Source organism: Pseudomonas sp. IT-P44 (assembly GCF_949768225.1).
In the GTDB taxonomy this organism is placed as follows: Bacteria; Pseudomonadota; Gammaproteobacteria; order Pseudomonadales; family Pseudomonadaceae; genus Aquipseudomonas; species Aquipseudomonas migulae.
Map to the genome: position 1 here is coordinate 68,315 of NZ_CATKQM010000008.1, position 25,061 is coordinate 93,375.

At 58.9% G+C, this 25,061-nt stretch carries 26 protein-coding genes; 5 read left to right on the top strand and 21 right to left on the bottom strand.

The annotated features are described in order from the left end of the window. Positions 1-84 precede the first annotated feature (84 nt). Genes thiO through ACM6IO_RS04265 form a run of 7 tightly spaced genes read right to left on the bottom strand, consistent with a single transcriptional unit; the run spans position 85 to position 6,874 of the window. Positions 85-1,185 carry a glycine oxidase ThiO gene (gene thiO, locus ACM6IO_RS04235; protein ID WP_414911007.1) on the bottom strand — a complete coding sequence of 367 codons (1,101 nt, stop codon included), beginning with the start codon at positions 1,183-1,185 and terminating at the stop codon, positions 85-87. Between the two features lie 55 nt (positions 1,186-1,240). Further along, a complete protein-coding gene (locus tag ACM6IO_RS04240) occupies positions 1,241-1,639 on the bottom strand; it encodes a type IV pilin protein (RefSeq protein ID WP_008028801.1) in 399 nt (132 codons plus the stop codon). Positions 1,640-1,653: 14 nt separating this feature from the next. Beyond that, positions 1,654-4,767 (bottom strand): pilus assembly protein, encoded by a 3,114-nt coding sequence (locus ACM6IO_RS04245; protein WP_414911008.1) that lies wholly within the window; start codon positions 4,765-4,767, stop codon positions 1,654-1,656. Next, entirely contained in the window at positions 4,754-5,233 is a 480-nt protein-coding gene (locus ACM6IO_RS04250; RefSeq protein ID WP_192227999.1) for a PilX N-terminal domain-containing pilus assembly protein, read from the bottom strand. The genes ACM6IO_RS04245 and ACM6IO_RS04250 overlap by 14 nt, the downstream gene beginning before the upstream one ends. Before the next feature lie 11 nt (positions 5,234-5,244). Next, positions 5,245-5,958, bottom strand: a complete 714-nt coding sequence (locus ACM6IO_RS04255; protein WP_414911009.1) for a PilW family protein — start codon at positions 5,956-5,958, stop codon at positions 5,245-5,247. Then, positions 5,955-6,404: a type IV pilus modification protein PilV gene (gene pilV / locus ACM6IO_RS04260; RefSeq protein WP_008028808.1), complete on the bottom strand. Its 450-nt coding sequence runs from the start codon at positions 6,402-6,404 to the stop codon at positions 5,955-5,957. The genes ACM6IO_RS04255 and pilV overlap by 4 nt, the downstream gene beginning before the upstream one ends. Then, positions 6,401-6,874: a GspH/FimT family pseudopilin gene (locus ACM6IO_RS04265; protein ID WP_414911010.1), complete on the bottom strand. Its 474-nt coding sequence runs from the start codon at positions 6,872-6,874 to the stop codon at positions 6,401-6,403. Before ACM6IO_RS04265 ends, pilV begins: the two co-directional genes overlap by 4 nt. A 129-nt stretch (positions 6,875-7,003) precedes the next feature. Between ACM6IO_RS04265 and ACM6IO_RS04270 the strand changes: the two genes are divergently transcribed. Continuing rightward, on the top strand, positions 7,004-7,531 hold the full coding sequence (locus ACM6IO_RS04270; protein ID WP_414911011.1) for a GspH/FimT family pseudopilin: 528 nt from the start codon (positions 7,004-7,006) through the stop codon (positions 7,529-7,531). Here the strand turns inward: ACM6IO_RS04270 and ispH are convergent. The 6 genes from ispH to murJ all read right to left on the bottom strand — a co-directional run bounded on the left by ispH (position 7,523) and on the right by murJ (position 15,056). Beyond that, positions 7,523-8,470: a 4-hydroxy-3-methylbut-2-enyl diphosphate reductase gene (gene ispH, locus ACM6IO_RS04275; RefSeq protein ID WP_008028815.1), complete on the bottom strand. Its 948-nt coding sequence runs from the start codon at positions 8,468-8,470 to the stop codon at positions 7,523-7,525. The two genes, ACM6IO_RS04270 and ispH, sit on opposite strands and share 9 nt — an antisense overlap. A gap of 185 nt (positions 8,471-8,655) precedes the next feature. Then, positions 8,656-9,093, bottom strand: a complete 438-nt coding sequence (fkpB, locus tag ACM6IO_RS04280) for an FKBP-type peptidyl-prolyl cis-trans isomerase (RefSeq protein ID WP_177318165.1) — start codon at positions 9,091-9,093, stop codon at positions 8,656-8,658. 7 nt (positions 9,094-9,100) lie between these two features. Next, on the bottom strand, positions 9,101-9,613 hold the full coding sequence (gene lspA / locus ACM6IO_RS04285) for a signal peptidase II (protein WP_008028819.1): 513 nt from the start codon (positions 9,611-9,613) through the stop codon (positions 9,101-9,103). Next, positions 9,606-12,437: an isoleucine--tRNA ligase gene (gene ileS, locus ACM6IO_RS04290; protein ID WP_414911012.1), complete on the bottom strand. Its 2,832-nt coding sequence runs from the start codon at positions 12,435-12,437 to the stop codon at positions 9,606-9,608. The genes lspA and ileS overlap by 8 nt, the downstream gene beginning before the upstream one ends. Further along, complete coding sequence (gene ribF / locus ACM6IO_RS04295) at positions 12,438-13,388, bottom strand: bifunctional riboflavin kinase/FAD synthetase (RefSeq protein ID WP_008028822.1); 951 nt, start codon at positions 13,386-13,388, stop codon at positions 12,438-12,440. A gap of 129 nt (positions 13,389-13,517) precedes the next feature. Beyond that, entirely contained in the window at positions 13,518-15,056 is a 1,539-nt protein-coding gene (gene murJ / locus ACM6IO_RS04300) for a murein biosynthesis integral membrane protein MurJ (RefSeq protein ID WP_008037902.1), read from the bottom strand. A gap of 252 nt (positions 15,057-15,308) precedes the next feature. On the opposite strand from murJ, the gene rpsT reads away from it, so the two are divergent. Further along, positions 15,309-15,584, top strand: a complete 276-nt coding sequence (gene rpsT, locus ACM6IO_RS04305) for a 30S ribosomal protein S20 (protein WP_008028826.1) — start codon at positions 15,309-15,311, stop codon at positions 15,582-15,584. A gap of 130 nt (positions 15,585-15,714) precedes the next feature. Here rpsT and ACM6IO_RS04310 read toward each other — a convergent pair whose 3' ends face one another. From ACM6IO_RS04310 to rplU, 6 genes are all read right to left on the bottom strand, one after another. Beyond that, entirely contained in the window at positions 15,715-17,823 is a 2,109-nt protein-coding gene (locus tag ACM6IO_RS04310; protein WP_414911013.1) for a hypothetical protein, read from the bottom strand. Positions 17,824-17,834: 11 nt separating this feature from the next. After that, entirely contained in the window at positions 17,835-18,290 is a 456-nt protein-coding gene (locus ACM6IO_RS04315) for a CreA family protein (protein WP_192228005.1), read from the bottom strand. A 12-nt stretch (positions 18,291-18,302) separates the two neighbouring features. Next, a complete protein-coding gene (gene proB, locus ACM6IO_RS04320; protein WP_017340857.1) occupies positions 18,303-19,421 on the bottom strand; it encodes a glutamate 5-kinase in 1,119 nt (372 codons plus the stop codon). 137 nt (positions 19,422-19,558) lie between these two features. Then, positions 19,559-20,782: an Obg family GTPase CgtA gene (cgtA, locus tag ACM6IO_RS04325; protein WP_008037904.1), complete on the bottom strand. Its 1,224-nt coding sequence runs from the start codon at positions 20,780-20,782 to the stop codon at positions 19,559-19,561. A 193-nt stretch (positions 20,783-20,975) separates the two neighbouring features. Further along, positions 20,976-21,251, bottom strand: a complete 276-nt coding sequence (rpmA, locus tag ACM6IO_RS04330; protein WP_003215862.1) for a 50S ribosomal protein L27 — start codon at positions 21,249-21,251, stop codon at positions 20,976-20,978. A 34-nt stretch (positions 21,252-21,285) separates the two neighbouring features. Further along, on the bottom strand, positions 21,286-21,600 hold the full coding sequence (rplU, locus tag ACM6IO_RS04335) for a 50S ribosomal protein L21 (protein WP_003176051.1): 315 nt from the start codon (positions 21,598-21,600) through the stop codon (positions 21,286-21,288). 240 nt (positions 21,601-21,840) lie between these two features. Here rplU and ACM6IO_RS04340 point away from each other — a divergent pair, with 240 nt between their 5' ends. From ACM6IO_RS04340 to ACM6IO_RS04350, 3 genes are all read left to right on the top strand, one after another. Next, positions 21,841-22,809, top strand: a complete 969-nt coding sequence (locus tag ACM6IO_RS04340; RefSeq protein ID WP_008028837.1) for a polyprenyl synthetase family protein — start codon at positions 21,841-21,843, stop codon at positions 22,807-22,809. A gap of 163 nt (positions 22,810-22,972) precedes the next feature. Beyond that, the gene (locus tag ACM6IO_RS04345) at positions 22,973-23,314 is read left to right on the top strand and encodes a zinc ribbon domain-containing protein YjdM (protein WP_008028840.1); all 342 of its coding nucleotides are present in this window, start codon (positions 22,973-22,975) and stop codon (positions 23,312-23,314) included. A 206-nt stretch (positions 23,315-23,520) separates the two neighbouring features. After that, positions 23,521-23,778 carry a hypothetical protein gene (locus ACM6IO_RS04350; RefSeq protein WP_008028843.1) on the top strand — a complete coding sequence of 86 codons (258 nt, stop codon included), beginning with the start codon at positions 23,521-23,523 and terminating at the stop codon, positions 23,776-23,778. A gap of 115 nt (positions 23,779-23,893) precedes the next feature. On the opposite strand, the gene ACM6IO_RS04355 is transcribed toward ACM6IO_RS04350, so the two are convergent. Continuing rightward, complete coding sequence (locus tag ACM6IO_RS04355) at positions 23,894-24,511, bottom strand: FKBP-type peptidyl-prolyl cis-trans isomerase (protein ID WP_008028844.1); 618 nt, start codon at positions 24,509-24,511, stop codon at positions 23,894-23,896. Positions 24,512-24,633: 122 nt separating this feature from the next. Next, positions 24,634-24,945, bottom strand: coding sequence for a DUF6482 family protein (locus ACM6IO_RS04360; protein ID WP_008028846.1), 312 nt, complete (start codon positions 24,943-24,945; stop codon positions 24,634-24,636). Between the last annotated feature and the right edge of the window lie 116 nt (positions 24,946-25,061).

Here is a 25,061-nt window from a genome sequence, read left to right on the forward strand (position 1 = left end):
TCGTCGTTGATCTTGTAGGAGCGAGCGGTGCGGCGACCCGACTTGCCCGCGAAGGCGTTCTGGAAGACGACGAATGTTTCGCGTCTAGATCCGCCCTGCCGGCGCATACGGCGCCGGATCAATGATCGGCGTCCTGCCCAGCATCACATCCGCAAACAACTGGCACGACGCCGGCGCCAGCACCAACCCGTTACGGTAATGCCCGCAGTTGAGCCACAACCCCTCGAAGCCCGGCACCCGCCCGATGTAGGGAATGCCCTCCGGTGAGCCCGGTCGCAACCCCGCCCAATGCCCGACCACCTCGGCATCCGCCAGCGCTGGAATCAATTCCACTGCAGACGCTTTCAAGCTCTCAAGCGCAGAGCCGGTCGGCGTCTTGTCGAAGCCTTCATGTTCCAGCGTGCTGCCAATCAGAATGTGTCCATCCCGGCGAGGAATCGCATAACGCCCCTTGGCCAGCACCATGCTCGGCAGGAAGTCCGCCGCGCACTTGTAAAGAATCATCTGTCCTTTCACGGGTTCAACCGGCAACGCAAGGCCCAGGCTTTTGAGCAAATCACCGCTCCAGGCACCCGCCGTCAGCACCACCTGATCACCGTGGATCGCGCCCGCCGAAGTCTGCACGCCGACGACTTTTTCGCCTTCGCGAACGAACCCGCTGACTTCGCACTGCTCATGAATCGTCACGTTCGGCATCGCCAGCAAGGCAGCCTTGAGGGATTTCACCAGCCGCGGATTGCGCACGTTGGCCACGTCGGCCATGTAGATCGCGCGGGCGAAACCGCCACCCAGGACCGGCACCGCGTCGTGCGCCGCCGAGATATCCACAGCCCGCAGCGGACGGTGTTCCCGCTCGGCCCAGGCCAGCGCCTCGGCTTCATCGTCCAGGTCCAGCCAGTACAGGCCGGTGGTGTGCACTTCAGGATCAACCCCGGTCGCGGCAAACAGGCGCTCGCCCAGCTGTGGATAAAAGTCCTGAGACCAATGGGCCAGCGCGGTAACTGCCGGGCTGTAGCGCCACGGGTAGAGTGGCGAAACGATACCGCCACCGGCCCAGGACGATTCCTGACCGACATTCGAACGGTCCAGCAGCACAACGCTCTGTACTTGCGACGCGAGATTGAACGCTGTCAGCAGGCCAATTACACCGCCGCCGACTATCACCACTTGCTGTTGCATGGTCATGTTCCGATCCAACCGTTAAAGAGACAGGAGGCGCAAAAGGCGCCCGAAAAAAAACTCAGCGACCCCAGCAATCTTTGGTGGTCAGTCCGGCCGTCGCATTGACCATGCTTCTGACACCGGTGTTGGTGATGGTGAAATCGCCACACTTGTCAGTCGCCATGCTGCCGGCCTTGCGTGTAGCGGTCAGCAGGAAGGTCTGGTCGGTCAGGGTCGGGGTGATGGTGTAATAGTCATTGCCGGCGCTCAGGCCGGTGGCACCGGTGTAGACATTACCCTTCGAGTAAAACCGTTCAAGAACCTGCGCCTGCTCGGAGAGCAGCCCGGCCACTTCAGCCCGGCGGCCCTTTTTCACGTATTCGGTGAGGCTCGGGTAGCCAATGGTGATGACGATCCCGATGATCGCAATCACGATCATGATTTCGATCAGAGTAAAACCTCGGTTGGATCTGCGCATGCCTCAACTCTCACTTACTGTATTTGTCGCCACATGATGCGGCGGCTGCCACCGCCGCCTTTTTCGGTCAGCTTGGTCACCGTTGAATCGGTACCGGTTAGGATCTTGCCTGTTCCGCTGTTGGTAACGGCGCTCAAGAATTGCATCCCGCTAGTGAAAATCACCCCGGCGGATATCGCGTCCGCGCTGTCGACCACCCCATCGCCAGTGGTATCGAGCACCGCGTAGTTGAGCATCTTACCGCTGAACGCATCCAGTTCGACCAGTTTGCTAGTGCCGAAACTGGCACAAGGATCTGTGGTATCCACAATGGCCGTGGTAAATACGATTCGCCCCAGCACCAGCGCCGCCTGGCTGATCACCCGCTCACCGGTCAATACGCTGTTGTAGACCAGTGGTAAATACCAGCCCTTCTCCGCCGGATAGGTCACTTCGTTCTGGCTGGTGGTGATGAACTGCCCCGTACTTCCCGAGAACACGCCCGTCACCGACTGGATCTGCAAACTGGACGTGGTGATCTGTCCAGAGCCGCCGTCAGCATCCCACACCGCATAGAACGCCTGCAGATCCTTGTTGGTCTTGTCGACCGTTTCATTGAATTTGCCGGTACCGAAAAACACCACTTTGCCGCCCAGTGAATTGTCCGCCAACAACGGCTGCGCGGTGATTGGCTGGGTGGCGCCGCCCGCCGTCGTGAACAACGGTTTGCCGGAAAACGCCACGCCCCAGGTGTCCGTGGTGGCGCCGCTCAAATCAAACTTCCATAACCGCCCTTTCAGGTCCCCGCCATAGGCGGCCTGCACCACATTCTGCGAGTTGACCTTGAGTTTCACCGACGACAAACCGTTGGTGGTTTCCGTACTGTCGATGACGATTTTCTTGATCAACGACCCATCGCGGATATCCACCACGTACAACGCCGCCACACCCGAATTGCTGCCGTAGCCGTTGGAGATGAATGCCGCCCAACGACCATCCGCCAAGCGTGCCACTTCCGGACGGGCGTAGGCATAACCCAGATCATTGAAAACGTTCGCCGTGTTTGCTGTGGCAGGTGCACTGATTTCCCACAACGCCTTGGTCACGTTACCGGCCGAGGCGTCAAACAGCTGCAAGGCGTAGAACGTCTTGCCGCCCGCGCCTGTTCCGCCGAGCGCCAGGGTTTTCCAGGCACTGTTGAGTTGAGCATCAAAAACGCCGACCTGACCGTCGACCAGAAACTTGTGGCTGACGCCGTTGATGTAGGCGGTATCGGCGATATAGCGCAACGATGGCAAAACACTGGAGGGCATGTAGGCATAACGTCTGGCGCCGTTAACCGAGTTGATGACGCTGACAAAACCATCGTTGGCATTGACCACAAGGCTGGTGTTCATGTTGCTGGATTTGGTGGCCAGATAGGTGCTGTAGCTGGTGTCACTGACCAGATCGGATGCGGTTTTTTCCGTTGGCGAGGCCAGCACCAAAGGCGAGTTGATGATGTCGCCGAGCAACACACTGCGTACTTTCAACCCGGTCTTGTTGGTGCCCTTGCTCCACTCCACAAGGTCGCTGCCCGTGATGCCGGTGGGCAGGCCCTGATTCAGCGCCGTCTGCTGTGCCGGGGCGAAATTGGCGAAAGCCAGCGTGACGGGGGCATTGCTCACGTTGTTCCACGACTGGTAAGTCGGCGCTGTGGCGCCGGGCACGATGGCGGTATCAGTCGTCCAGAGCACCGTGGAGGTATTGACCGAACCGGTGGCGGTGAACCCGTAGGACTTGATGGTGCCGCGCCAATCCTTGGGGTCGTAGCTGGTCTGGTAGTAAGCGGAACCGACCCCGACGATTGCGCTGCTGGTGGTGCCGCTCCCGCCGGAACCGGCTTTCGACGTGATGTCGCCCAGCGCTGATGACAACGCGGTATTCAGGCCGGCACTGTCCGTTGCCTGGTAGTACTTGCCCTGCCCGTAACCGGCGGCGTCCGACAACATCTGGTTCGCGGCGGTGAAACCCACGGTGTAGGTGTTCATGTTCTGTTTGGGGAAATCTGCGGCGTTCCAGTTTTTGCCACCGGCGTCGGTACCGGTGGTGCGCATATCGATGTCGAAGGCGAATTTGGCGATGTCGTCCAGGTACAACGTGTCCCCCTCGCCATCACCGGAGAGGTTGTCGCCATCGTTCGCGCTGTTGCCGTCCCAGTTCGGCAAGCGGGCGCCACCGAGCGGATCGTTGGTCGGGAAGGTCCTGTCGAACGTAGGCAGGCCATCGGTGATCACCACGCCATAGTTTTTCTGGCAGCGATACTGGATCGGGCTGGTGTAAGTGGTTGGCGCCGAGTTGTAGTACGGCGCCATGCCGCGCATGTACCGCGTAATCTCGTAATAGGTTTCCGCCAACGGGGTACTGGCGATTGCACTCAAACCATCGATCGAAGAGATCAAGGCGTTGTAGTTGGTGTCCGCCTGGGCCTGGGTAACGCTACCACTGACGGGAGACAGGTCACTGACCGCGCGGGCGATATAACCGCCGGGGCCGGAGTTGCCACTGACAGAAGGGTTGAATGTCGCCAGGCCTATTCTCAATGAACGGTTGCTGGTGACCAGATTGGTGGACACATCCTGCGCAACGCTGATGCGGTAATCATTGGGGATAGCACCGGTACCGGTGGTGAAATCCCTGTTCGAACCGTTGGCCAGTGTGACCAGATAAGACAGATAGTTAGCCGTATAACGCGTGTTTTCGTTGCCCACCGGGTCGGGCAGCTTCAGGCATATCGATGACAGTCCCAATAAGCCCCGATAAAAACCGTACCAGTTGCCATTGTTGGAGCAACCGCCGCGATTGAGGCTCGACAAGGCGATGTTGGTATCGTCCATGTCCAGGTTCTGACCAGTCAGACACGAGCTGTTCGAACTGCAATTGGCAATTTGCGGGCGACTGACCGTCGGATCGAATCCCGGCGCCCAAATGATGTTGTTCATGCTCCCCGAATCATCGATCAGCAGCATCACGTTGGGCGCAACCGCCGCAGCGCTCAACAGGGGCGAGTCCGAAGGCGTGAACGCGTACGCAGGCGCTGACAGGTACAGCCCCAATGCAATACCACTCAGAAACCGCCAGATCCCTGAGCACCTATTAGTATTTGGCATAGATGCTCTCCACCACACTGCGCACGTTGTTGCCCACGATGGCCACTGCCGTGACCCGATAAAGCGTCGCAGAGGTGTTGCTCGGCACATTCACGGCATTCAACGTGGTGCCGATGTTCTGTACCCCATAGAAACCGTTCGCGGCCGCGATCCAGGTGACCCCCGAGGAGGAATTGAGACCGGCAGCCGTGAGGGTCGATGACTCGGCGGGCGGCAAACATTGATTGCCGCTGCAAACCGGCAATGTATAGGTATCGAGCTGAACCGCACTTTCGCCGATGCGCAACGCGGCTTCGGCGATCTGGAACGACTGATTGCGCAGGGTGACGCTGCTGGCCATCTTTTCCTGCAGGGTTGCGTTCTGCATCGATGAAATGCCAATCAGCGTCAGCAACAGAAGGAACACCAGGCTGACCAGCAGCGCCATGCCGCGCTGGGCGTGAGAGGTAGCGGGAGAAAAACTCATCGGCCCTCCCCTCATGGCAAGCGGTTGCGCAAAGCGGCAACCACGTTGAATGTTTGATCGCGGACCCGGCTGTTCGGATCTTTCAGTATCAGCGTCAGGCGCACACTACGGATTCGCGCAGGGTCGGAAGGGTTGGTGCTGTAACTGGAAGCGGCCATATCGGTGGCTGACGCTGCGAGACCGAAGCTCACGTCAAAGGCTTTGACGTTGTCGACGAGCACTGCCTGAGTCGGCGTGCCGATGCCGCTGCCCATCGTCAGTTGGCCGTTCTTGAGGCTGTAGATCAGTCGTCGAATCGGAAACGCCAATTGTCCTGTGGCGGGAGCCTGCACGTTGGAGTAAGCCGTCGCGGTATTGCGGCAATCCGAAACCACCGTCCAGGTCGGCGTACCGCCACCCGCTCCGACATCGGCGGTCACCAGGGTCAGCTTAAGGTTGGCATTGTCCCAGCTGATCGGCGCTATCTGGCTGGCAGTGAAGCTCGCCCCGGCGCTTGCATCAGTAATAGCCCCCAGACAACCAAACATCCCCACCATGCGGATTTCCTGAATCATTTTGCTCAGCACGAAACGCGCGTCTTCCTGCATGTTCGCCGCCGCGTTCTGGCTGACATACGTGTTCTTGGCCGCTATGAAAATCTGCGCCACACCGAGCACCACGACCAGGCTCAACGCCAACGCGATCAACATTTCGATCAGGCCGAAACCTCTGTTGAGCCGGATCATGGTGTCGCCACCGGATCGACGGCGGCGCGACTGGTCAGCACAAAGCTGCGACGGGAATTGGCGGCATTGGCCGCCCGCGAGTCGTCCCAGGTTATGGTGATGGTGTACACCCGCTGATTGAGGGTGACGCTGCCCGTAGCGGTGGCGCCGAGCATACTGACGATATTGGAGGTGAAGTCGTAGAGGTCCTGATCCCGGGCAACGTTGAGGTTGCCCGACGTAGGAGGCGTGACCGTGTAATCGGCGCCGGCGTTGGCGCGGATGCGGTCCATCATGTCGTAGGCGATAAAGCTCGCCTGGCTGGTCATCCGCGAACTGTCGGTGTACTTCAGCGCATTGAGCTGGAACGCCGCCGCCCCCAACAGCCCCACGCTCAAAATCAACAACGCCACGAGAACCTCGATCAGCGTCATGCCCTCCTGTGCACGCTTGCTCCATCCCCTCATCCGCAACTTCCACCCAATAGAATTCGTCCTTTCAAACACACATTCAGCGTCCTGCTTTGCGCCCCCAATACGTAGCTGATCACCACCGCCGTGGACGGTGCCGACAGACCGCCCAGATTGTTGAAATCGATGGCGGTCACGCCTGAGGTTAGCGTCAGAGTCGCGCCGCTGCTCATCGCGGGAACAACCCGCAATACATTGGCCACAGTGCCAGTACTGTCATAGACCGCCAATTCTCCGGTCCAGACGCTGCCACCCGCCGTCGGCCGCACCCGGGTGGTGAGGCCGCGATCGATGGCCTCAAGCCGGGCGAAATTCAAGGCGCGCTGCAGGTCGCCGATCTCGGTATCAGCCCTGGTGCCTTGCACCGAACGGGTAAACGCCGGTACTGCCAGGGTGATCAGAATCAAAAAGACCGCAAGCGCGACCAGCAACTCGATCAGCGTGAAACCTTTTGTACGATGATCCATCAATGCCCTCCGTTGCCGTCGGCTATACCTGCTGTTACACGCTAGAACAATCGACCCACAGGTGTCGGTTGTTTTGCCATTACTGCGCAAGGTTTGCGCGGGCCACCGCACTCCAGGGAGGGAGATGTCATGCATCAGCAGGGTTTCAGTCTGATTGAACTGCTCATGGGACTGACGATTGTCGGGATTGTTCTGCATCTGGTCAGTCCGGCGTTCGCAGCGCTCACGGAATCGAACCATCAGGAGGAGGCAGCGAAGTCGCTTGTCAGTGGCATGCGCAGTGCCAGAAGCGAGGCAATCACGCGAAACCAGGCTGTCGTCATACACGGGATAAACGACGATTGGGGCCAAGGCTGGCGGATGATTCTGGATTTAAATGGCAAGGGACATGAGGACAGCCGCAATCCGCTGCTGGTCGAGCGCCGAAGCGACACTCGGGTGCCGGTTGTCGGCAATCACTATGTCAGGACTTCAGTACGATTCAGCCATCTCGGCGAACCGCAGCACGGAGGCTTTCAAGCGGGGACATTGCATGTTTGCGCAAAACACGAGCCAGTGAGTCAGCACCAAGTGGTGCTGGCCCCGAGCGGTCGCGTCAGCCTGCGCAGCATCAAGGCTGTGCAGGCGTTGTGCGAGAAAGGAAAAAAATCAAAGTAGCGAACGAACGCGTAACTCTTTCGGCATGGAGAACGTGATGTTCTCCTCGCGACCTGCCAGTTCATCGGCACCGGTAGCGCCCCAGGCCTGCAACTGCTGGATCACGCCACGCACCAGTACTTCCGGTGCAGAGGCACCTGCGGTAATGCCGATGCGCTCGACACCGTCGAACCAGCTCTTTTGCAGGTCCTCGGCGCCGTCGATCAGGTAGGCCGGAGTGGCCATGCGTTCGGCCAGCTCACGCAGGCGATTGGAGTTGGAGCTGTTCGGGCTGCCGACAACCAGCACCACGTCGCATTCGTCGGCCAGCGTCTTGACGGCGTCCTGACGGTTTTGCGTGGCGTAGCAGATGTCGTCCTTGCGCGGGCCACCAATCGCCGGGAAGCGTGTACGCAGTGCGTCGATGACGCGGCTGGTATCGTCCATGGACAGGGTGGTCTGGGTCACGAACGCCAGTTTTTCAGGGTTGTTCACCTGCAACGCGGCGACGTCTTTTTCGTCCTCGACCAGGTAAATCGCGCCGCCATTGCTGCCATCGTACTGGCCCATGGTGCCTTCGACTTCCGGGTGACCGGCGTGGCCGATGAGGATGCATTCACGACCATCACGGCTGTAGCGCGCGACCTCGATGTGCACTTTGGTCACCAGCGGGCAGGTGGCGTCGAACACCTTCAGGCCACGGCCGGCGGCTTCGGTACGCACCGCCTGGGAAACGCCGTGGGCACTGAAGATCACGATGACGTCGTCCGGCACCTGATCCAGCTCTTCAACGAAGATCGCGCCGCGAGCGCGCAAGTCTTCGACGACGAATTTGTTGTGGACCACTTCGTGGCGCACATAGATCGGCGGCCCGAAAACTTCCAGGGCGCGGTTGACGATTTCGATCGCCCGGTCCACACCGGCGCAGAAGCCACGGGGGTTGGCGAGTTTGATTTGCATGCTGTGCCTCGTGTCTTGCGCGCAGGAAAATTAGAACATTACATCCTGTAGGAGCAGAGTTTGCTCCGGGCGGCGTTCCGACGAAAGCGGTGTGTCAGTCAACATTGATGTTGAATGTGATGACGCCTTCGTCGGAACGCCGCCCGGAGCAAGCTCTGCTCCTACATTTGACCGCATTCAGTCAGTTACAGCGATTTGACGTTGATGATTTCCACGTCAAAGGTCAATGTCTTGCCGGCCAACGGATGGTTGAAGTCGATGGTCACTTGCTCGTCATCGAACTCTTTCACCACGCCAGGCAGCTCAGTATTCGCCGCATCGTTGAAGATCACCAGCAAACCCGGCGAAAGGTCCATGTCCTTGAACTGCGAACGCGGGATGATCTGTACGTTTTGCGGGTTCGGCTGACCAAAAGCGTTTTCCGGCTGAATCGTCAGCGTACGCTTGTCGCCGGCCTTGAAGCCGAACAGCGCCGCTTCGAAACCTGGCAACAGGTTACCGTCGCCGACCTGGAAGGTCGCCGGGGCTTTGTCGAAGGTGCTGTCGACGGTGTCGCCGTTCTCCAGGCGCAGTGCAAAATGCAAAGTGACTTCCGTGTTCTGGCGGATGCGTTGCTCAGCCAATACCTGTTCAGTCATGAACTGCTTCTCCCGTCTTCTTTGATTTGAACATGTCCAGCGCCAGCATCACCGCACCCACAGTAATTGCACTGTCGGCGAAGTTGAACGCCGGGAAGTACCAGCGGTTCTGCCAATGCACCAGGATGAAATCGATCACATGGCCCAGGGCTATGCGGTCGTACAGATTGCCCAGCGCACCACCCAGGACCAGCGCCAATGCGATGGCCAGCCAGGTTTCGTTGCGCCCCAGACGCTTGAGCCACACCACCAGCACCGCACTGACCACGACCGCGATCAGGGCGAACAACCAGCGCTGCCAGCCCGAGCTGTCGGCCAGGAAACTGAACGCCGCGCCTGTGTTGTAGGCCAGGGTCCAGCTGAAGTAATCGGGGATCACCACGATCTGCTGGTACATCTCAAGCTTGCCTTCGAAGTAGAACTTGCTGGCCTGGTCGATGACCAGGACCAGCAAACTCAACCAGAGCCAGCCCAGCCGTCCAAAACGGCCAATGGCGTTAGGCATAGTGACGAACCTCGCCAGTGCCGCTGATGTTATCGACGCAACGACCGCAGATTTCCGGATGTTCCGGGTTCACGCCGACGTCTTCACGGCAGTGCCAGCAACGGGCGCACTTGGCGAAGGCCGACTTGACGATTTTCAGCTTCAGGCCGCTGACTTCGGTGACCACTGCATCGGCCGGAGCCTGTACGAACGGCGCAACGCTGGCGGTCGAGGTGATCAGTACGAAGCGCAGTTCGTTGCTCAGCTTGGCCAGGTCGGCGCTCAGGGCGTCTTCGGCGAACAGCGTCACTTCGGCCTGCAGGTTGCCACCGACGGCTTTGGCCGCGCGCTGGATTTCCATTTCTTTGTTCACAGCGACCTTCACCGCCATGATCCGCTCCCAGTAGGCGCGGCCCAGTTCGACGTTTTCCGGCAGCTCGGTCAGGCCTTCGTACCAGGTGTTGAGCATCACCGATTCGTTGCGCTCGCCCGGCAGGTATTCCCACAGTTCGTCGGCGGTGAACGCGAGGATCGGCGCGATCCAGCGCACCAGCGCTTCGGAGATGTGGTACAGCGCGGTTTGCGCCGAACGGCGGGCCTTGCTGTTGGCGCCAGTGGTGTACTGACGGTCCTTGATGATATCGAGGTAGAAACCGCCCAGCTCCTGCACGCAGAAGTTGTGGATCTTGGAGTAGACGTTCCAGAAGCGGTATTCGCCGTAATGCTCTTGCAGCTCGCGTTGCAGCAGCAAGGTGCGATCCACGGCCCAACGATCCAGCGCGAGCATTTCTTCGGCCGGCAGGATGTCGGTGGCCGGGTTGAAACCGGTCAGGTTGGAGAGCAGGAAGCGCGCGGTGTTACGGATGCGCCGGTAGGCGTCCGCACTGCGTTGCAGGATCTGCTCGGAAACCGCCATTTCACCCGAATAGTCGGTGGATGCGACCCACAGACGCATGATGTCGGCGCCCAGGGTGTCGTTGACTTTTTGCGGCGCGATCACGTTGCCCAGCGACTTGGACATCTTGCGGCCGGACTCGTCGACGGTGAAGCCGTGGGTCAGCAGCTCGCGGTATGGCGCGTGGTCGTCGATGGCGCAACCGGTCAGCAGCGACGAATGGAACCAGCCACGGTGTTGGTCCGAGCCTTCCAGGTACAGGTCGGCGCGTGGACCGGTTTCGTGGCCCATCGGGTGCGAACCGCGCAGGACGTGCCAGTGCGTGGTGCCCGAATCGAACCAGACGTCCAGGGTGTCGCTGATCTTGTCGTACTGCGGCGCTTCGTCACCGAGCAGCTCGGCAGCGTCCATCTTGAACCAGGCTTCGATGCCTTCGACTTCGACGCGCTTGGCGACTTCTTCCATCAGCTCGGCGGTACGTGGGTGCAGCTCGCCGCTTTCCTTGTTCAGGAAGAACGGGATCGGCACGCCCCAGTTACGCTGACGGGAGATGCACCAGTCCGGACGGTTGGCGATCATCGAGTGCAGGCGCGCCTGGCCCCAGGCCGGAACGAACTGAGTTTCTTCGATGGCTTTAAGAGCGCGTTTGCGCAGGGTGTCGCCGCTGACAGGCTCTTTGTCCATGCCGATGAACCACTGCGCGGTGGCGCGGTAGATCAGCGGGGTCTTGTGGCGCCAGCAGTGCATGTAGCTGTGTTCGATGATGGTGGTGTGCAGCAGCGCACCGACTTCGGTCAGCTTGTCGACGATGGCCGGGTTGGCTTTCCAGATGAACTGGCCGCCAAAGAACTCCAGCGAAGTCGCGTAGACGCCGTTGCTTTGCACCGGGTTGAGGATGTCGTCGTTGACCATGCCGTATTTCTTGCAGGTCACGAAGTCGTCCACGCCGTAGGCCGGAGCGGAGTGAACCACACCGGTGCCAGCGCCCAGTTCAACGTAGTCGGCCAGGTAAACCGGCGACAGACGGTCGTAGAACGGGTGACGGAAGTTAATCAGTTCCAGTTCTTTACCGGTGGTGATCGCGATGACCGAGCCTTCCAGGCTGTAACGGACCAGGCAGGATTCAACCAGCTCTTCAGCCAACACCAGCAACTTGTCGCCGACATCGACCAGGGCGTAGTTGAATTCCGGGTGAACGTTCAGCGCCTGGTTGGCCGGGATGGTCCACGGGGTGGTGGTCCAGATCACGATCGAAGCAGGTTTGCCCAGCGACGGCAGACCGAAAGCGGCAGCCAGCTTGGCTTCATCGGCAATCGGGAACGCCACGTCGATGGTCGAGGACTTTTTGTTCTCGTACTCGACTTCCGCTTCAGCCAGGGCCGAACCGCAGTCGAAGCACCAGTTCACAGGCTTCAGGCCCTTGAACACGAAACCGCCCTTGACGATTTCGGCGAGTGCGCGGATTTCACCGGCCTCGTTTTTGAAGTCCATGGTCTTGTACGGGTTGGCGAAGTCGCCCAACACGCCCAGACGGATGAATTCGGATTTCTGGCCTTCGATCTGCTCGGTGGCGTAGGCACGGCACAGTTCGCGGGTCTTGTCCGCGCCCAGGTTCTTGCCGTGGGTCACTTCGACTTTGTGCTCGATCGGCAGACCGTGGCAGTCCCAGCCTGGAACATAAGGCGCGTCGAAACCCGACAGGGTTTTCGAGCGGATGATCATGTCCTTGAGGATCTTGTTCAGCGCATGACCGATGTGAATCGTGCCGTTGGCGTACGGAGGACCGTCGTGCAGAACGAACTTCGGACGATCCTTGCCAATCTCGCGCAACTTTCCGTACAGGCCAATACTGTCCCAGCGCTGCAGAATCTGCGGTTCGCGCTGTGGCAGGCCGGCCTTCATTGGGAAGGCGGTGTCCGGAAGGTTTAGCGTGGCTTTATAGTCGGTCATTTATGGCTCTTCATTAGCGATTGGCGCTAGGTGCGACAGGGCACGGGCGGCGGCGACATCCGCATTGATCGCCGTCTTAAGCGCCTCCAGAGAGGCGAAACGCTGCTCTTCACGCAGCTTGTGGTGGAAAACCACCGTCAAACGCCGGTCATACAGATCGCCGGCAAAATCTAAAAGATGTACTTCGAGGTGGGCTTTGCCATCCCCTTGGACCGTAGGACGCACGCCAATATTGGCGACGCCTGGACAGGTCTTGCCGTCGATGTCGACGTTGACCAGGTAAACCCCGGTGAGCGGCACGCGACGGCGCTTGAGTTGAATGTTGGCGGTTGGCGTACCCAACTGGCGCGCCAGTTTCTGGCCATGCAGGACTCGCCCGGTGATCTGGAACGGCCGACCGAGCAGACGCTCTGCCAAGGCGAAATCGGCAGCGGCCAGGGCATTTCGCACCTGGGTGCTGCTGACGCGAATGCCGTCCAGCTCAACGGTTTGCGCCGCTTCGACGGTGAAGCCCTGCATGACGCCGGCCTGTTGCAGGAAATCGAAATCCCCTACCCGGTCACAGCCGAAGCGGAAGTCGTCACCGACCTCAAGATGCTGCACGCCGAGACCGTCCACCAGAATGGTATCAACGAATTCGCTGGCGCTGAGCTTGCTCAGGCGCTGGTTGAAAGCCAGGCACAAGACCCGGTCGACGCCTTCGTCAGCCAGCAGCTGGAGTTTGTCACGCAGGCGCGCCAAGCGGGCCGGCGCTGTCTCCGGGGCGAAAAACTCCCGTGGCTGCGGCTCGAAAATCACCACGCAGCTGGGCACGCCCAACTCGAGCGCTCGCTCACGCAGCCTCGCCAGGATAGCCTGGTGGCCACGGTGAACACCGTCAAAGTTGCCAATAGTGGCGACACAGCCCCGATGCTGGGGGCGCAGGTTGTGGAGGCCTCGAACCAGCTGCATAACGCGCTTCTTGCTCATAAAGTGGTCGATTATAACCACACCCGGCGGCCGACGACAGGCAACACCGTAACCCAAAGTGATCGAACCGACAAAACCGCCGGCCCGCCCGTGTTTATCGAGGCAAAAGCCTCAGTTCAGCGCCTTGCGATTGAAGTCGCGCAAACGGAAGCCCATCAACAGCAACATGCCGAAATACGAGACCACGCCAGCCCCTACCAGAGCGCCCAGACGCAGGAATCGCTCAAGCATGTGGCCCTGATCCCAGGCCGGCATGAAATGCATCCCGGCCAGCAACACCGCGGACATCACCGTGACCGCTACCACCAGTTTGGCACCGAACTTCGCCCAGCCCGGCTGCGGCTGATACATCTGCTGTTTGCGCAGCTGATAGAACAACAACCCGGCGTTAAGGCAGGCACCAGCGCTGATCGCCAGAGCCAGACCGGCATGGGCCAGCGGCCCGATCAGCACCAGGTTGAACAACTGGGTAACCACCAGGGTGAAAATTGCGATTTTCACCGGCGTGCGAATGTTTTGTTGCGCATAAAAGCCCGGCGCCAGCACTTTGATCACGATAATGCCAAGCAACCCGACCGAATACGCAATGAGCGCCCGCTGAGTCATGGACGCATCGAAGGCGTTGAACTGGCCGTATTGAAACAGTGAGACCGTCAGTGGCTCAGCCAGGATCCCCAACGCCAGCGAGCACGGCAGCACCAGCACAAAGCACAGGCGCAGCCCCCAATCGAGAATCCGCGAATACTCTGCGCGATCCTTGCTGGCGTAGGTCTTGGCCAGGGTCGGCAACAGGATCGTGCCCAACGCCACGCCCAGCACGCCGGACGGCAATTCCATCAGGCGGTCGGCGTAATACATCCACGACACCGAACCGGCGACCAGGAACGAGGCAAAAATGGTGTTGATGATCAGCGAAATCTGGCTCACCGAAACGCCGAGAATCGCCGGCAGCATCTGTTTCATGACCCGCCACACGCCACTGTCACGCAGGTTCAGGCGTGGCAGCACCAGCATGCCGATCTTTTTCAGGTGCGGCAGCTGATAGAGCAACTGCGCCAGACCACCCGCCAGCACCGCCCAACCCAGCGCCATGACCGGCGGATCGAAATACGGTGTCAGGAACACCGCAAAGATGATCATGCTGACGTTGAGCAAGGTCGGCACGAACGCCGGCACCGAGAAGCGGTTATAGGTGTTGAGGATCGCCCCGGCCAATGAAGACAGGGAGATCAGCAATATATAAGGGAATGTCACCCGCAACAGGCTGGAGGTCAGCTCGAATTTTTCCGGGGTATCGGTGAAACCGGGCGCGGTCACCCAGATGACCCACGGCGCAGCGAGCATGCCCAACGCAGTGACCACTGCCAGCGCCAGGGTCAGCAGTCCGGAGACGTAGGCAATAAAGGTTCGTGTCGCCTCTTCGCCTTGCTGGCTTTTATATTCAGCAAGAATCGGCACAAACGCCTGGGAAAACGCCCCTTCGGCGAAGATCCGGCGCAGCAGATTGGGCAGTTTGAAGGCGATAAAGAAGGCGTCGGTGGCCATTCCCGCACCAAAAATACGCGCAATGAGGGTGTCACGGACGAACCCCAGAATCCGGGAAAGCATCGTGATAGAGCTGACGGCGGCCAACGATTTGAGCAGATTCATTGAAAGAGTTTGTGCCTGTCGATAAACAGCAGGCGAACAAAGCGCCCACTTATGCGATACTCCGCGCCGCAGCAGCACAGAGCCAAAGCTCGCGAGTTTACAGGTCAAGCGCCGGAAATAAATATCCCGCCTCTTTATACCTACCACTTAGCGGAACGTCTCAACCGCCCTTGACAAGACATCAACTCATCGGCATGATTCGCGGCCTATTTTGTTTGCTATTTCCTAAAAAGTCTTTCGAGGAGCTCGACGGTGGCCAACACACCTTCCGCCAAAAAACGTGCAAAACAGGCTGAGAAGCGTCGCAGCCACAACGCCAGCCTGCGTTCCATGGTTCGTACCTACATCAAGAATGTAGTTAAAGCCATCGACGCAAAAGACGCTGAAAAAGCTCAAGCTGCTTACGTTCTGGCCGTGCCAGTTATCGACCGTATGGCCGATAAAGGCATCATCCACAAGAACAAGGCTGCTCGCCATAAGAGCCGCCTGAATGGCCACGTCAAGGCTCTGAACCTTGCTGCTGCCTAAGTAACACGCTTGTTAAAAAACCGACCTCAGGGTCGGTTTTTTATTGCCTGCGATTTGACCTCGTCACTCAACCCAACCCAACCCCACACCGGGAGCACATCCACCACAGGATGCACTCTCCGGACAAAGGCTACTCACCGAAATTGAACACCACCGGCTTCGGCGGAGGACAACCTTCTGGCGGCGGAAAATTCTGAACACCCGCCTCATCGTAACCGGTATAGCAACCGACCAGCTTGTCATCCTTGAAGTTGAATCGCCGCTTGATCACACCCGCCTGGTAATAGCAGACCATTTCTCCCTCACGCCTGGCATACGAATAATCCTTGTACTCTCGCCCCTCGACCGTGATCAGACGAAAGCCCTGTTTTGCCTCCGAACACTCCAACTGTCCATTGGAGTAGTAACTGTTGCGAGTCACATGATCATCAGGCCCCAGCAACACTTCGCGAACCTTTCGCCCATCCTGGACATGCCGGACACTTTGCTCATTGCCGAACAGATACTCAGCCTCAAAGTCGAACTGGCCGTTATTAAAGCCACCTCGCTGCTTGCCGCAGAGCTTGATACGGGTGTACTTCCCGTCCGCCACATGGCAATAGTTTTTATCCTCGACCAACACTCCAGCCTCATCAAATGACTGAAGATTGCCAATTGGCTCGCCCGCTTCGTAGGTAGCCACCCGATCGGGCCTCCCATTGGGATGAAAGTCTCGAAAAGCACCGTCTATCGAACCGTTACGCCAGGAGATATCCGAGCGCAACACAGCACCGTCCTCGCTGTAAGTCAGCGCACGCCCGTCAATCTGGCCATTGGCATAGTTGGCCGAATAGGTAAGCTTGCCATTGGCGGCATAGGTTTCTTTGAGCCCATCAAGAACGTCGGCACGATAATGCTCGACGAGGCGCAACACGCCTGCCGCATCAACTTCCCGCAACTCTCCCTGCTTCTTGCCGGCGACGAAATTGACAGTCTGCACACGCCCATCCTGAACGTTCAACTTCCAGGTGCCTTCGCGAACGCCCCACAGGTAACTGCCCTCGCCACTCCTGGTAATCCAGTAACCATGCTGCTGACTCTTTACGAAATCGCCGCGCTGGACGATCTCACCATGGCTCATGCGCTCGGTAGGACCGTCGAACTCACCGTGTTTGTAGGTATCAAACCCCGACAGCTCGCCCTCCCCCGATTGCGCACGAATGACCCAGCGCCCCTCATAAAAGTCATCGACGATCATGCCTTCTGAAACGGTATCCTCATCCTGAACAATCCAGCGCCCCTGGCGCAGCCCGTCCACGTAGGCACCGCTAGACTCACCCGACTCTTCGAAGATGACCCAGCTGCCAGACTGCTTACCCTGAACAAATGCACCACGCGCCAGTAGCCTGCCCTCACTCAACAACACCGATACACCGTCTTCCGATCCTCGATACTGCTTCGGATCAGTTTCCCAGGCCACTCTGCTAACCCTATAGGCAGAGCCGACATCGTCCTCCGAAGGATAGACACGTTCATAAGTGACCGTCAGCCAATGCCCGTCACGATTCTCGAAAGTCTTCTTATAGGTGTCACGATGACCATCCTCCGGTCCATGCACCGCAGAAGCCGGGACGCCATCAACGCCAAAATACCCCACCAGCGTTCCGCCAGCAGGATCGAGCGCATCGAATTCGACAATGCCGGTTCTCACCATGGGCCGACCGTAGTCATAAGGTGACAACTTAACGAGTTCGCGCTGGACGAGGGCGGCATTGAGGGTTTTATGACCACTGGCAATTCGATCCAGAACCGACTGCAGGGTTTCGAGTCGGCGGTACCGGCCCGTCTGCGGGGAGAACCGGTAACCACGAAGCGCATATCGCCCCGAAGCCCGGGAAAGCACGATCAGCGTCTCAATGTCGCTGTCGAGGCTGGCATAGAACACCGACTCAATACTCGCATCACCGAAGTTATCCAGTAATTGTGGCGCCTCATCAGGCGACTCGCACAGACAGGTATAACCTTTCACCCCGCCCGCCTCACGGAGAAAGGCCAACGTCGCACCACTGTCCTGAGAGCCCTTTATCACTGGATGCGCCAGCGACTTCCCAACATAAAATGGCTCCGCCAATACCGAGCCGGACACCGAACAGCACAGCACAAACCACAGCAAAAACGACCGCATACGAATCCTTTCGCGCCTGAAGCACTTCAATTCCACCGAACAAAAAAATGGCGAGCCGAACGGCTCGCCAGTCAATCAACCATCCATTAACGCCACGGCAATATCGGAATCGCCGTCACCGCATTCTGCGGACTGCCTTCGATCAAGCGATCGCTGTACACCAGATACACCAGCGTATTGCGCTTCTTGTCGAGGAAACGCACCACCTGCATGGTCTTGAAGACTAGCGAAGTACGCTCCTTGAACACCTCTTCGCCATCCTTCAATTCACCCTTGAAGTTGATCGGACCAACCTGACGGCACGCAATGGACGCTTCCGCTCGATCTTCAGCCAGACCCAAACCACCCTTCACACCACCTGTCTTGGCTCGGGACAGGTAGCACGTCACGCCTTCGACCTTCGGATCATCAAATGCCTCGACGACGATGCGGTCGTTCGGGCCGACGAACTTGAACACCGTCGACACCTGACCAATCTCCTCGGCCGAAGCCAGCAGCGGCATTGCCAACAGCAAGCCCAACAATCCTTTTGCCACGCGCATTCAAATATTCCTTCAGACCAGGATCAGGTTATCGCGATGAACCAGTTCCGGCTCCGCCATGTAACCCAACAGACCGACAATCGCCTCAGACGACTGACCGATGATTTTTTGTGCTTCCAGCGCACTGTAGTTGGCCAGGCCACGGGCGATTTCACGACCGTCCGGCGCCACGCACACCACCATTTCACCGCGACGGAAACTGCCCTGAACCAGTTTGACACCCACCGGCAGCAGACTTTTATTGCCTTGGGACAAGGCCGTCACCGCACCAGCATCCAGCACCAGCGTGCCGCGAGTTTGCAGATGCCCGGCCAGCCATTGCTTGCGCGCCGCCAGCATGCCGCGCTCCGGCGACAGCAAGGTGCCGATGCGCTCGCCTGCCTTCAGGCGATCCAGCACACGCTCAAGGCGCCCACCGACGATGATGGTGTGCGCACCGGAACGCGCTGCCAAGCGCGCCGCACGCAACTTGGTCTGCATGCCGCCACGACCCAACGCACCACCGGTACCGCCTGCGACAGCATCCAGCGCCGGATCATCAGCACGAGCTTCGTAAATCAGCTTGGCATCGGGATTGTTGCGCGGATCGGCGTCGAACATGCCGTCGCGATCCGTCAGGATCACCAGCAAATCAGCCTCGACCAGGTTGGCCACCAGCGCCGCGAGCGTATCGTTGTCGCCGAAACGGATTTCGTCGGTGACCACGGTGTCGTTTTCGTTGATCACCGGGATCACTTTCAACTCGACCAAGGCACGCAAGGTGCTGCGGGCATTCAGGTAGCGCTTGCGGTCAGACAGATCGTCGTGAGTCAGAAGAATCTGCGCAGTGTGCCGGCCATGCTCGGCAAAGCTCGACTCCCACGCTTGAACCAGACCCATCTGACCGATGGCGGCAGCTGCCTGCAATTCGTGCATTGCACTGGGTCGCACGGTCCAGCCCAGACGGCTCATGCCCGCCGCTACCGCCCCGGAGGACACCAGCACCAGCTCGACGCCCGCCTCATGCAAGGCCACCATCTGTTCGACCCAGACACCCATTGCCGCGCGATCCAGGCCCTTGCCGTCCGCCGTCAGCAACGCGCTGCCGATTTTCACGACCCAACGCTGCGCACCTGTCACCTTGCTCCGCATCATCTTCAACCTTAGCTTGAGGGCAGCGCGACCCAGCGCTGCCCGTGACGTTAATCGTGGCTATTTGTTACCAACAATCGATTTCCAGATACTAAAACGCCGCTCCAGGGAGCGGCGTTCAAGTTTATCGCAACAGATCAGTCACGCACGTAAATGATTTCCGGACCGTCTTCGTCATCCACATCTTCTTCATCCCAATCATCGTCACCGATGTCATGGACCGACTTAACGCCGCTGCGACGCAGGGCACGCTGGTCATCCAGGGCCTGCAACTGAGCGCGCGCTTCGTCTTCGATGCGCTGATCGAGCTCGGCCAGCTCTTCCTTGTAGGCCGGATCGTTCGCCAGACGGTCAGCACGATCTTCCATGTAACGCATGATGTCGTGGCAAAGACGCTCGGTACCGAGCTTGGAGATGGCGGAGATCACGTAAACCGGACCGGTCCACTCCAGGCGATCAACGATTTCCTTGACGCGAGCATCGTGCTCTTCTTCAAGGATCTGGTCGCACTTGTTCAGCACCAGCCAGCGATCACGCTCAGCCAGGGATGGACTGAACTTGGTCAGCTCGCTGACGATCACTTCAGCCGCATCCGGGGCGCTGGTGTCATCCAGTGGCGCCATGTCCACGAGGTGCAGCAGCAAACGGGTACGCGACAAGTGCTTGAGGAAGCGAATCCCCAGGCCAGCGCCGTCGGAAGCACCTTCGATCAGGCCCGGAATGTCCGCGACCACGAAGCTTTTCCAGCGATCGACGCTGACCACACCCAGGTTCGGCACCAGCGTGGTGAACGGGTAGTCGGCGACTTTCGGCTTGGCGGCCGATACCGAGCGAATGAAAGTACTTTTGCCAGCATTCGGCAAACCCAGCAGACCAACGTCCGCCAACACCTTCATTTCCAGCTTCAGGTCACGCGCCTCACCCGGCTTACCCGGAGTGGTCTGACGCGGAGCGCGGTTGGTACTGGATTTGAAACGGGTGTTACCCAGACCGTGCCAGCCGCCATGGGCCACCAGCAGCTTTTGACCAGCCTTGGTCAGGTCGCCGATCACTTCCTGAGTGGCAGCGTCGATGACCGTGGTGCCGACCGGCACACGCAGTACCAGCTCTTCACCTTTCTTGCCGGTGCAGTCGGTGCTGCCGCCGTTGGAACCGCGCTCGGCATCGAAGTGCCGGGTGTAACGGTAGTCCACCAGGGTGTTGAGGTTTTCGTCGGCAATCATGTAGACCGAGCCGCCATCACCACCGTCGCCGCCGTTCGGGCCGCCGTTTTCGATGAATTTCTCGCGACGGAAGCTCATGCAACCGTTGCCGCCGTCACCGGCCTTTACTCGAATCGATACTTCATCAACAAACTTCATAACAAAACGCCTCTCGCCATACGGACGAGCCGAAAAAATCCAGACATAAGACTCTTGCAAAAATGAGCGCAGCGACCTCAATCAACGACCGCAAATCCAGCGCTGGAGCTCATTACAAACAGCTTTGCAAGAGACTCACCCCACAAACGAAAAAGCCCCGTCGCGAGACAGGGCTTTTCCAGCATCTACGTAATTATGCCGCGACGACTTCAGTCTTCGGGACAATGCTCACGTAACGGCGGTTGAAAGCGCCTTTTACTTCAAACTTGATCACGCCGTCGATTTTAGCGAACAGAGTGTGATCTTTACCCATGCCAACACCGTAACCGGCGTGGAATTGGGTGCCGCGCTGACGCACGATGATGTTGCCCGGAATGATAACCTGGCCGCCATACATCTTCACGCCAAGGCGTTTGGCTTCTGAGTCGCGACCGTTACGGGTACTACCACCAGCTTTTTTGTGTGCCATGAGTCAATTCTCCTAGTGAGGAATTAGGCTGAAATTAAGCCTGAATACCGGTGATTTTGATCTCGGTGTACCACTGGCGGTGGCCCATACGCTTCATGTGGTGCTTACGACGACGGAACTTGATGATGCGGACTTTATCGTGACGACCTTGGGAGATCACTTCAGCCACAACGGTAGCGCCAGCAACAACTGGAGCGCCGATGTTCACGTCATCGCCATTGGCGACCAACAGAACGCGATCAAAAGTAACGGATTCGCCGGTAGCGATTTCCAGTTTTTCGATCTTCAGGTATTCACCTGGGGCGACCTTGTATTGCTTGCCACCAGTAACAATTACTGCGTACGACATGGTATTTCTCCGATAATCCTGCTCACCCAGCTCTTTATAAGAAGAGGTATTGGCTGGCATGGCTGCATATGGCTGGAAGGCCAGTTTGCAATTGCGTAAGGCAGGTGCTGCCCAGGAAGTTCAGGGTGCGCGATTGTACGCAAGCTGCCGTGGCGTTGCAAGAGGCCGTCCATCGCGCCTTGACACCCGCCGACGTGGGTCCTAGCATGCCGCGCAACCCTTCTGGAGCGACTGTCGCTGATGCAACCCCAAGCTTTCTACCGCGCGGTGGCGGACGATTTTAGCGCCGTCGACGGCATCATCAAGAAGCAGCTGACTTCCCGAGTGCCGCTGGTATCGAAAATCGGCGATTACATTACCTCGGCCGGCGGTAAACGCCTGCGTCCTTTATTAGTGCTGCTGTGTGGCAAGGCCCTTGGCCGCGAAGGCGACGACCTGCGTCTGCTGGCCGCGACCATCGAGTTCCTGCACACCGCCACCCTGCTGCACGACGACGTGGTCGACATGTCCGGCATGCGCCGCGGCCGTTCGACCGCCAACGCCATGTGGGGCAACGCACCTAGCGTGCTGGTGGGCGACTTCCTGTACTCGCGCTCCTTCGAAATGATGGTCGAACTGGGCTCCATGCCGGTGATGAAGATCCTTTCGCAAGCCACGCGCATCATCGCCGAAGGCGAAGTGTTGCAGCTGTCCAAGGTTCGTGACGCGAGCACTACCGAAGAAACCTACATGGAAGTCATCCGCGGCAAGACCGCGATGCTTTTCGAGGCTTCGACCCACAGCGCCGCCGCCCTCTGCGAAGCCACGCCGGAACAGGCTGAAGCCCTGCGCACGTTTGGTGACCACCTGGGCGTAGCCTTCCAGCTGGTCGACGACCTGCTGGACTACAAAGGTGACGCAGAGACCCTGGGCAAGAACGTCGGTGACGATCTGGCCGAAGGCAAGCCGACCCTGCCGCTGATCTACACCATGCGCGAAGGCACGCCGGAGCAGGCTGCCCTGGTGCGCAAGGCGATCCAGAAAGGTGGCATCGAGGACCTGGAAAGCATTCGCGAGGCCGTTGATGCTTCCGGTTCGCTTGAGTACACCGCGCAACTGGCCCGCGACTACGTGGCCCGTGCGATCAAATGCCTCGACGCGCTGCCCGCCAGCGAATACCGCGATGCATTGGTCGAGCTGAGTGAATTCGCGGTCGCCCGCACTCACTGATCTGCTTTTCGTAGGAGCCGGCTTGCTGGCGATTGCATCACCGCGGTGCTTCTGGAGCACCGCGGCGACTGGATCGCCAGCAAGCCGGCTCCTACAGACCCCCTCCCGGCTAAAACTCTATATAATGTGCGCTTTTTAGCGATCCTGAATCCAAGGAGCTTTAGTGAGCACGTTGCCACCCTGCCCGAAATGCAATTCCGAATACACCTATGAAGACGGCGCGCAGCTGATCTGCCCGGAGTGCGCCCACGAATGGTCTGCCAGCGGCGAAGCTGAAGCGGCGTCCGATGACGCCGTGAAAAAGGATTCGGTGGGCAATGTCCTGCAAGACGGCGACACCATCACCGTGATCAAGGACCTCAAGGTCAAAGGCACATCGCTGGTGGTCAAGGTCGGCACCAAGGTCAAGAACATCCGCTTGTGCGATGGCGATCACGACATCGACTGCAAGATCGACGGCATCGGCCCGATGAAGCTCAAATCCGAGTTCGTCAGAAAAGTCTGAACCTGCTGTATTCCATCCCGCGCCCGGCGTGGGATGGTGCTTCGCCCTCCCCCGCTTCGCCCCGCATTCCCTCGCAATAGCCAAACGCCAGCCGCTTTGACCTTACGCAATCTTTACCCGGAAAAAATCACAAACCGCCAATAGGCCCTTGCTATTTGATGAATAAGAATTATTCTCATTGAAACCAATCAATGGAGATGAGACCCATGACTTATTTGATCGATGCCTGGCTGGACCGCCCACACCCCTACCTCAGGATCCTGCATCGGGAAACCGGGGAAGTCTGTGCGGTGCTTGAAGAAGAAGCCTTGAACGAGCTGCAGGATCAGGGTGACCTGGACGTCAACGGCTTGAGTTCCAGCGAGCCGGTGGTGCTCAAGGAACTGGTGCGCAATCTGTTTCTGTTCTGCTATGCCCGGGCGTTGCGCCCGTCGCATGAACTGCATCACAAGCTAGAAATATGAGAAACCCCACAAAACCTGTAGGAGCGAGGCTTGCCCGCGAACCCGACAACTCGGTTCCGACTTGAAACCGAGGTGATGCATTCGCGAGCAAGCTTCGCTCCTACAGGCTCATGTATTACAGAACGTCGAGCAGCTCGACGTCGAAGACCAGTACGCTGTGCGGCGGAATGCTGCCAACGCCTTGAGCGCCGTAAGCCAGTTCGCTCGGCACGTACAGACGCCATTTGCTGCCAGCGTTCATCAGTTGCAGGGCTTCGGTCCAGCCAGCGATCACGCCGCCTACCGGGAATTCTGCAGGCTGACCGCGCTCGTAGGAGCTGTCGAACACAGTGCCGTCGATCAGGGTGCCGTGGTAGTGAGTACGCACTTGGTCTTCACGGGTCGGCTTGGCGCCTTCACCGGCGGTCAGCACTTCGAATTGCAGACCGGAAGCCAGGGTGGTGATGCCATCGCGCTTGGCGTTTTCAGCCAGGAATGCCAGGCCTTCGCCAGCAGCCGCTTCAGCCTTGGCAGCTGCTTCGGCTTGCATGATTTCGCGGATAACCTTGAAGCTGGCGGACATTTCTTCCTGACCTACACGGCTTTCCTTACCGGCGAAAGCGTCAGTCAGGCCTGCCAGGATTGCGTCCAGGCTAACGCCCGGCGGCGGGTTGTCGCGCAGTTGGTCGCCCAACTGACGGCCAATGCCGTAGCTGACGCGGGTTTCGTCGGTGGACAGATTTACTTCGGACATGACACTGCTCCGCTGTGCGGACGGCCCTGGAACTTGCCGTGCGTGCACAGCGCGTCCCGGAACGCCCGGAACCAAAAGGGCCAGCAGACTAGCACAGATGTCGTTGCGCTGATGAGGGGGTGTCAGTGCTGCCAGGCAGAACCGAAGGCAATCGGCACCTTCAGGCTTTCCCCCGCACTCGCACCCAACCCGCACATTTCATCGTGAACCGATGTATGCACAAGGTTGAATGGCAAGGTGGGAAAGTTATGCAGCACTTCACGCGCATGCTCGACCGAGCGCAGGTGAACCATCTCGCCGTGAGCATCACTCAACGGGTAGGCGGCCCCGTGCATGCGCGCCTCCAACAGGTAGATTCCGCCTTCCATGGAGATCAGGTTCAGCTCATCGACTTTCCCTGCGATGGCATAAGCACGTAACTCTACGAAGTTCATGAACGCACCTCACGCAGCGGCGAGCCAGCATTCATACAGGCATAGGCCTCACAGCATCAAAGTACAAGCCATAAACGCCACCGCCCGTCTGTTTCACACCGTTCATGTAGGAGCGT

Bases quoted from the DNA above. Each gene is read 5' to 3' on its own strand.
- thiO (WP_414911007.1), bottom strand. From the start codon at position 1,185: ATGACCATGCAACAGCAAGTGGTGATAGTCGGCGGCGGTGTAATTGGC.
- ACM6IO_RS04240 (WP_008028801.1), bottom strand. From the start codon at position 1,639: ATGCGCAGATCCAACCGAGGTTTTACTCTGATCGAAATCATGATCGTG.
- ACM6IO_RS04245 (WP_414911008.1), bottom strand. From the start codon at position 4,767: ATGCCAAATACTAATAGGTGCTCAGGGATCTGGCGGTTTCTGAGTGGT.
- ACM6IO_RS04250 (WP_192227999.1), bottom strand. From the start codon at position 5,233: ATGAGTTTTTCTCCCGCTACCTCTCACGCCCAGCGCGGCATGGCGCTG.
- ACM6IO_RS04255 (WP_414911009.1), bottom strand. From the start codon at position 5,958: ATGATCCGGCTCAACAGAGGTTTCGGCCTGATCGAAATGTTGATCGCG.
- pilV (WP_008028808.1), bottom strand. From the start codon at position 6,404: ATGAGGGGATGGAGCAAGCGTGCACAGGAGGGCATGACGCTGATCGAG.
- ACM6IO_RS04265 (WP_414911010.1), bottom strand. From the start codon at position 6,874: ATGGATCATCGTACAAAAGGTTTCACGCTGATCGAGTTGCTGGTCGCG.
- ACM6IO_RS04270 (WP_414911011.1), top strand. From the start codon at position 7,004: ATGCATCAGCAGGGTTTCAGTCTGATTGAACTGCTCATGGGACTGACG.
- ispH (WP_008028815.1), bottom strand. From the start codon at position 8,470: ATGCAAATCAAACTCGCCAACCCCCGTGGCTTCTGCGCCGGTGTGGAC.
- lspA (WP_008028819.1), bottom strand. From the start codon at position 9,613: ATGCCTAACGCCATTGGCCGTTTTGGACGGCTGGGCTGGCTCTGGTTG.
- ileS (WP_414911012.1), bottom strand. From the start codon at position 12,437: ATGACCGACTATAAAGCCACGCTAAACCTTCCGGACACCGCCTTCCCA.
- ribF (WP_008028822.1), bottom strand. From the start codon at position 13,388: ATGCAGCTGGTTCGAGGCCTCCACAACCTGCGCCCCCAGCATCGGGGC.
- murJ (WP_008037902.1), bottom strand. From the start codon at position 15,056: ATGAATCTGCTCAAATCGTTGGCCGCCGTCAGCTCTATCACGATGCTT.
- ACM6IO_RS04315 (WP_192228005.1), bottom strand. From the start codon at position 18,290: ATGCGCGTGGCAAAAGGATTGTTGGGCTTGCTGTTGGCAATGCCGCTG.
- proB (WP_017340857.1), bottom strand. From the start codon at position 19,421: ATGCGGAGCAAGGTGACAGGTGCGCAGCGTTGGGTCGTGAAAATCGGC.
- cgtA (WP_008037904.1), bottom strand. From the start codon at position 20,782: ATGAAGTTTGTTGATGAAGTATCGATTCGAGTAAAGGCCGGTGACGGC.
- rpmA (WP_003215862.1), bottom strand. From the start codon at position 21,251: ATGGCACACAAAAAAGCTGGTGGTAGTACCCGTAACGGTCGCGACTCA.
- rplU (WP_003176051.1), bottom strand. From the start codon at position 21,600: ATGTCGTACGCAGTAATTGTTACTGGTGGCAAGCAATACAAGGTCGCC.
- ACM6IO_RS04340 (WP_008028837.1), top strand. From the start codon at position 21,841: ATGCAACCCCAAGCTTTCTACCGCGCGGTGGCGGACGATTTTAGCGCC.
- ACM6IO_RS04350 (WP_008028843.1), top strand. From the start codon at position 23,521: ATGACTTATTTGATCGATGCCTGGCTGGACCGCCCACACCCCTACCTC.
- ACM6IO_RS04355 (WP_008028844.1), bottom strand. From the start codon at position 24,511: ATGTCCGAAGTAAATCTGTCCACCGACGAAACCCGCGTCAGCTACGGC.
- ACM6IO_RS04360 (WP_008028846.1), bottom strand. From the start codon at position 24,945: ATGAACTTCGTAGAGTTACGTGCTTATGCCATCGCAGGGAAAGTCGAT.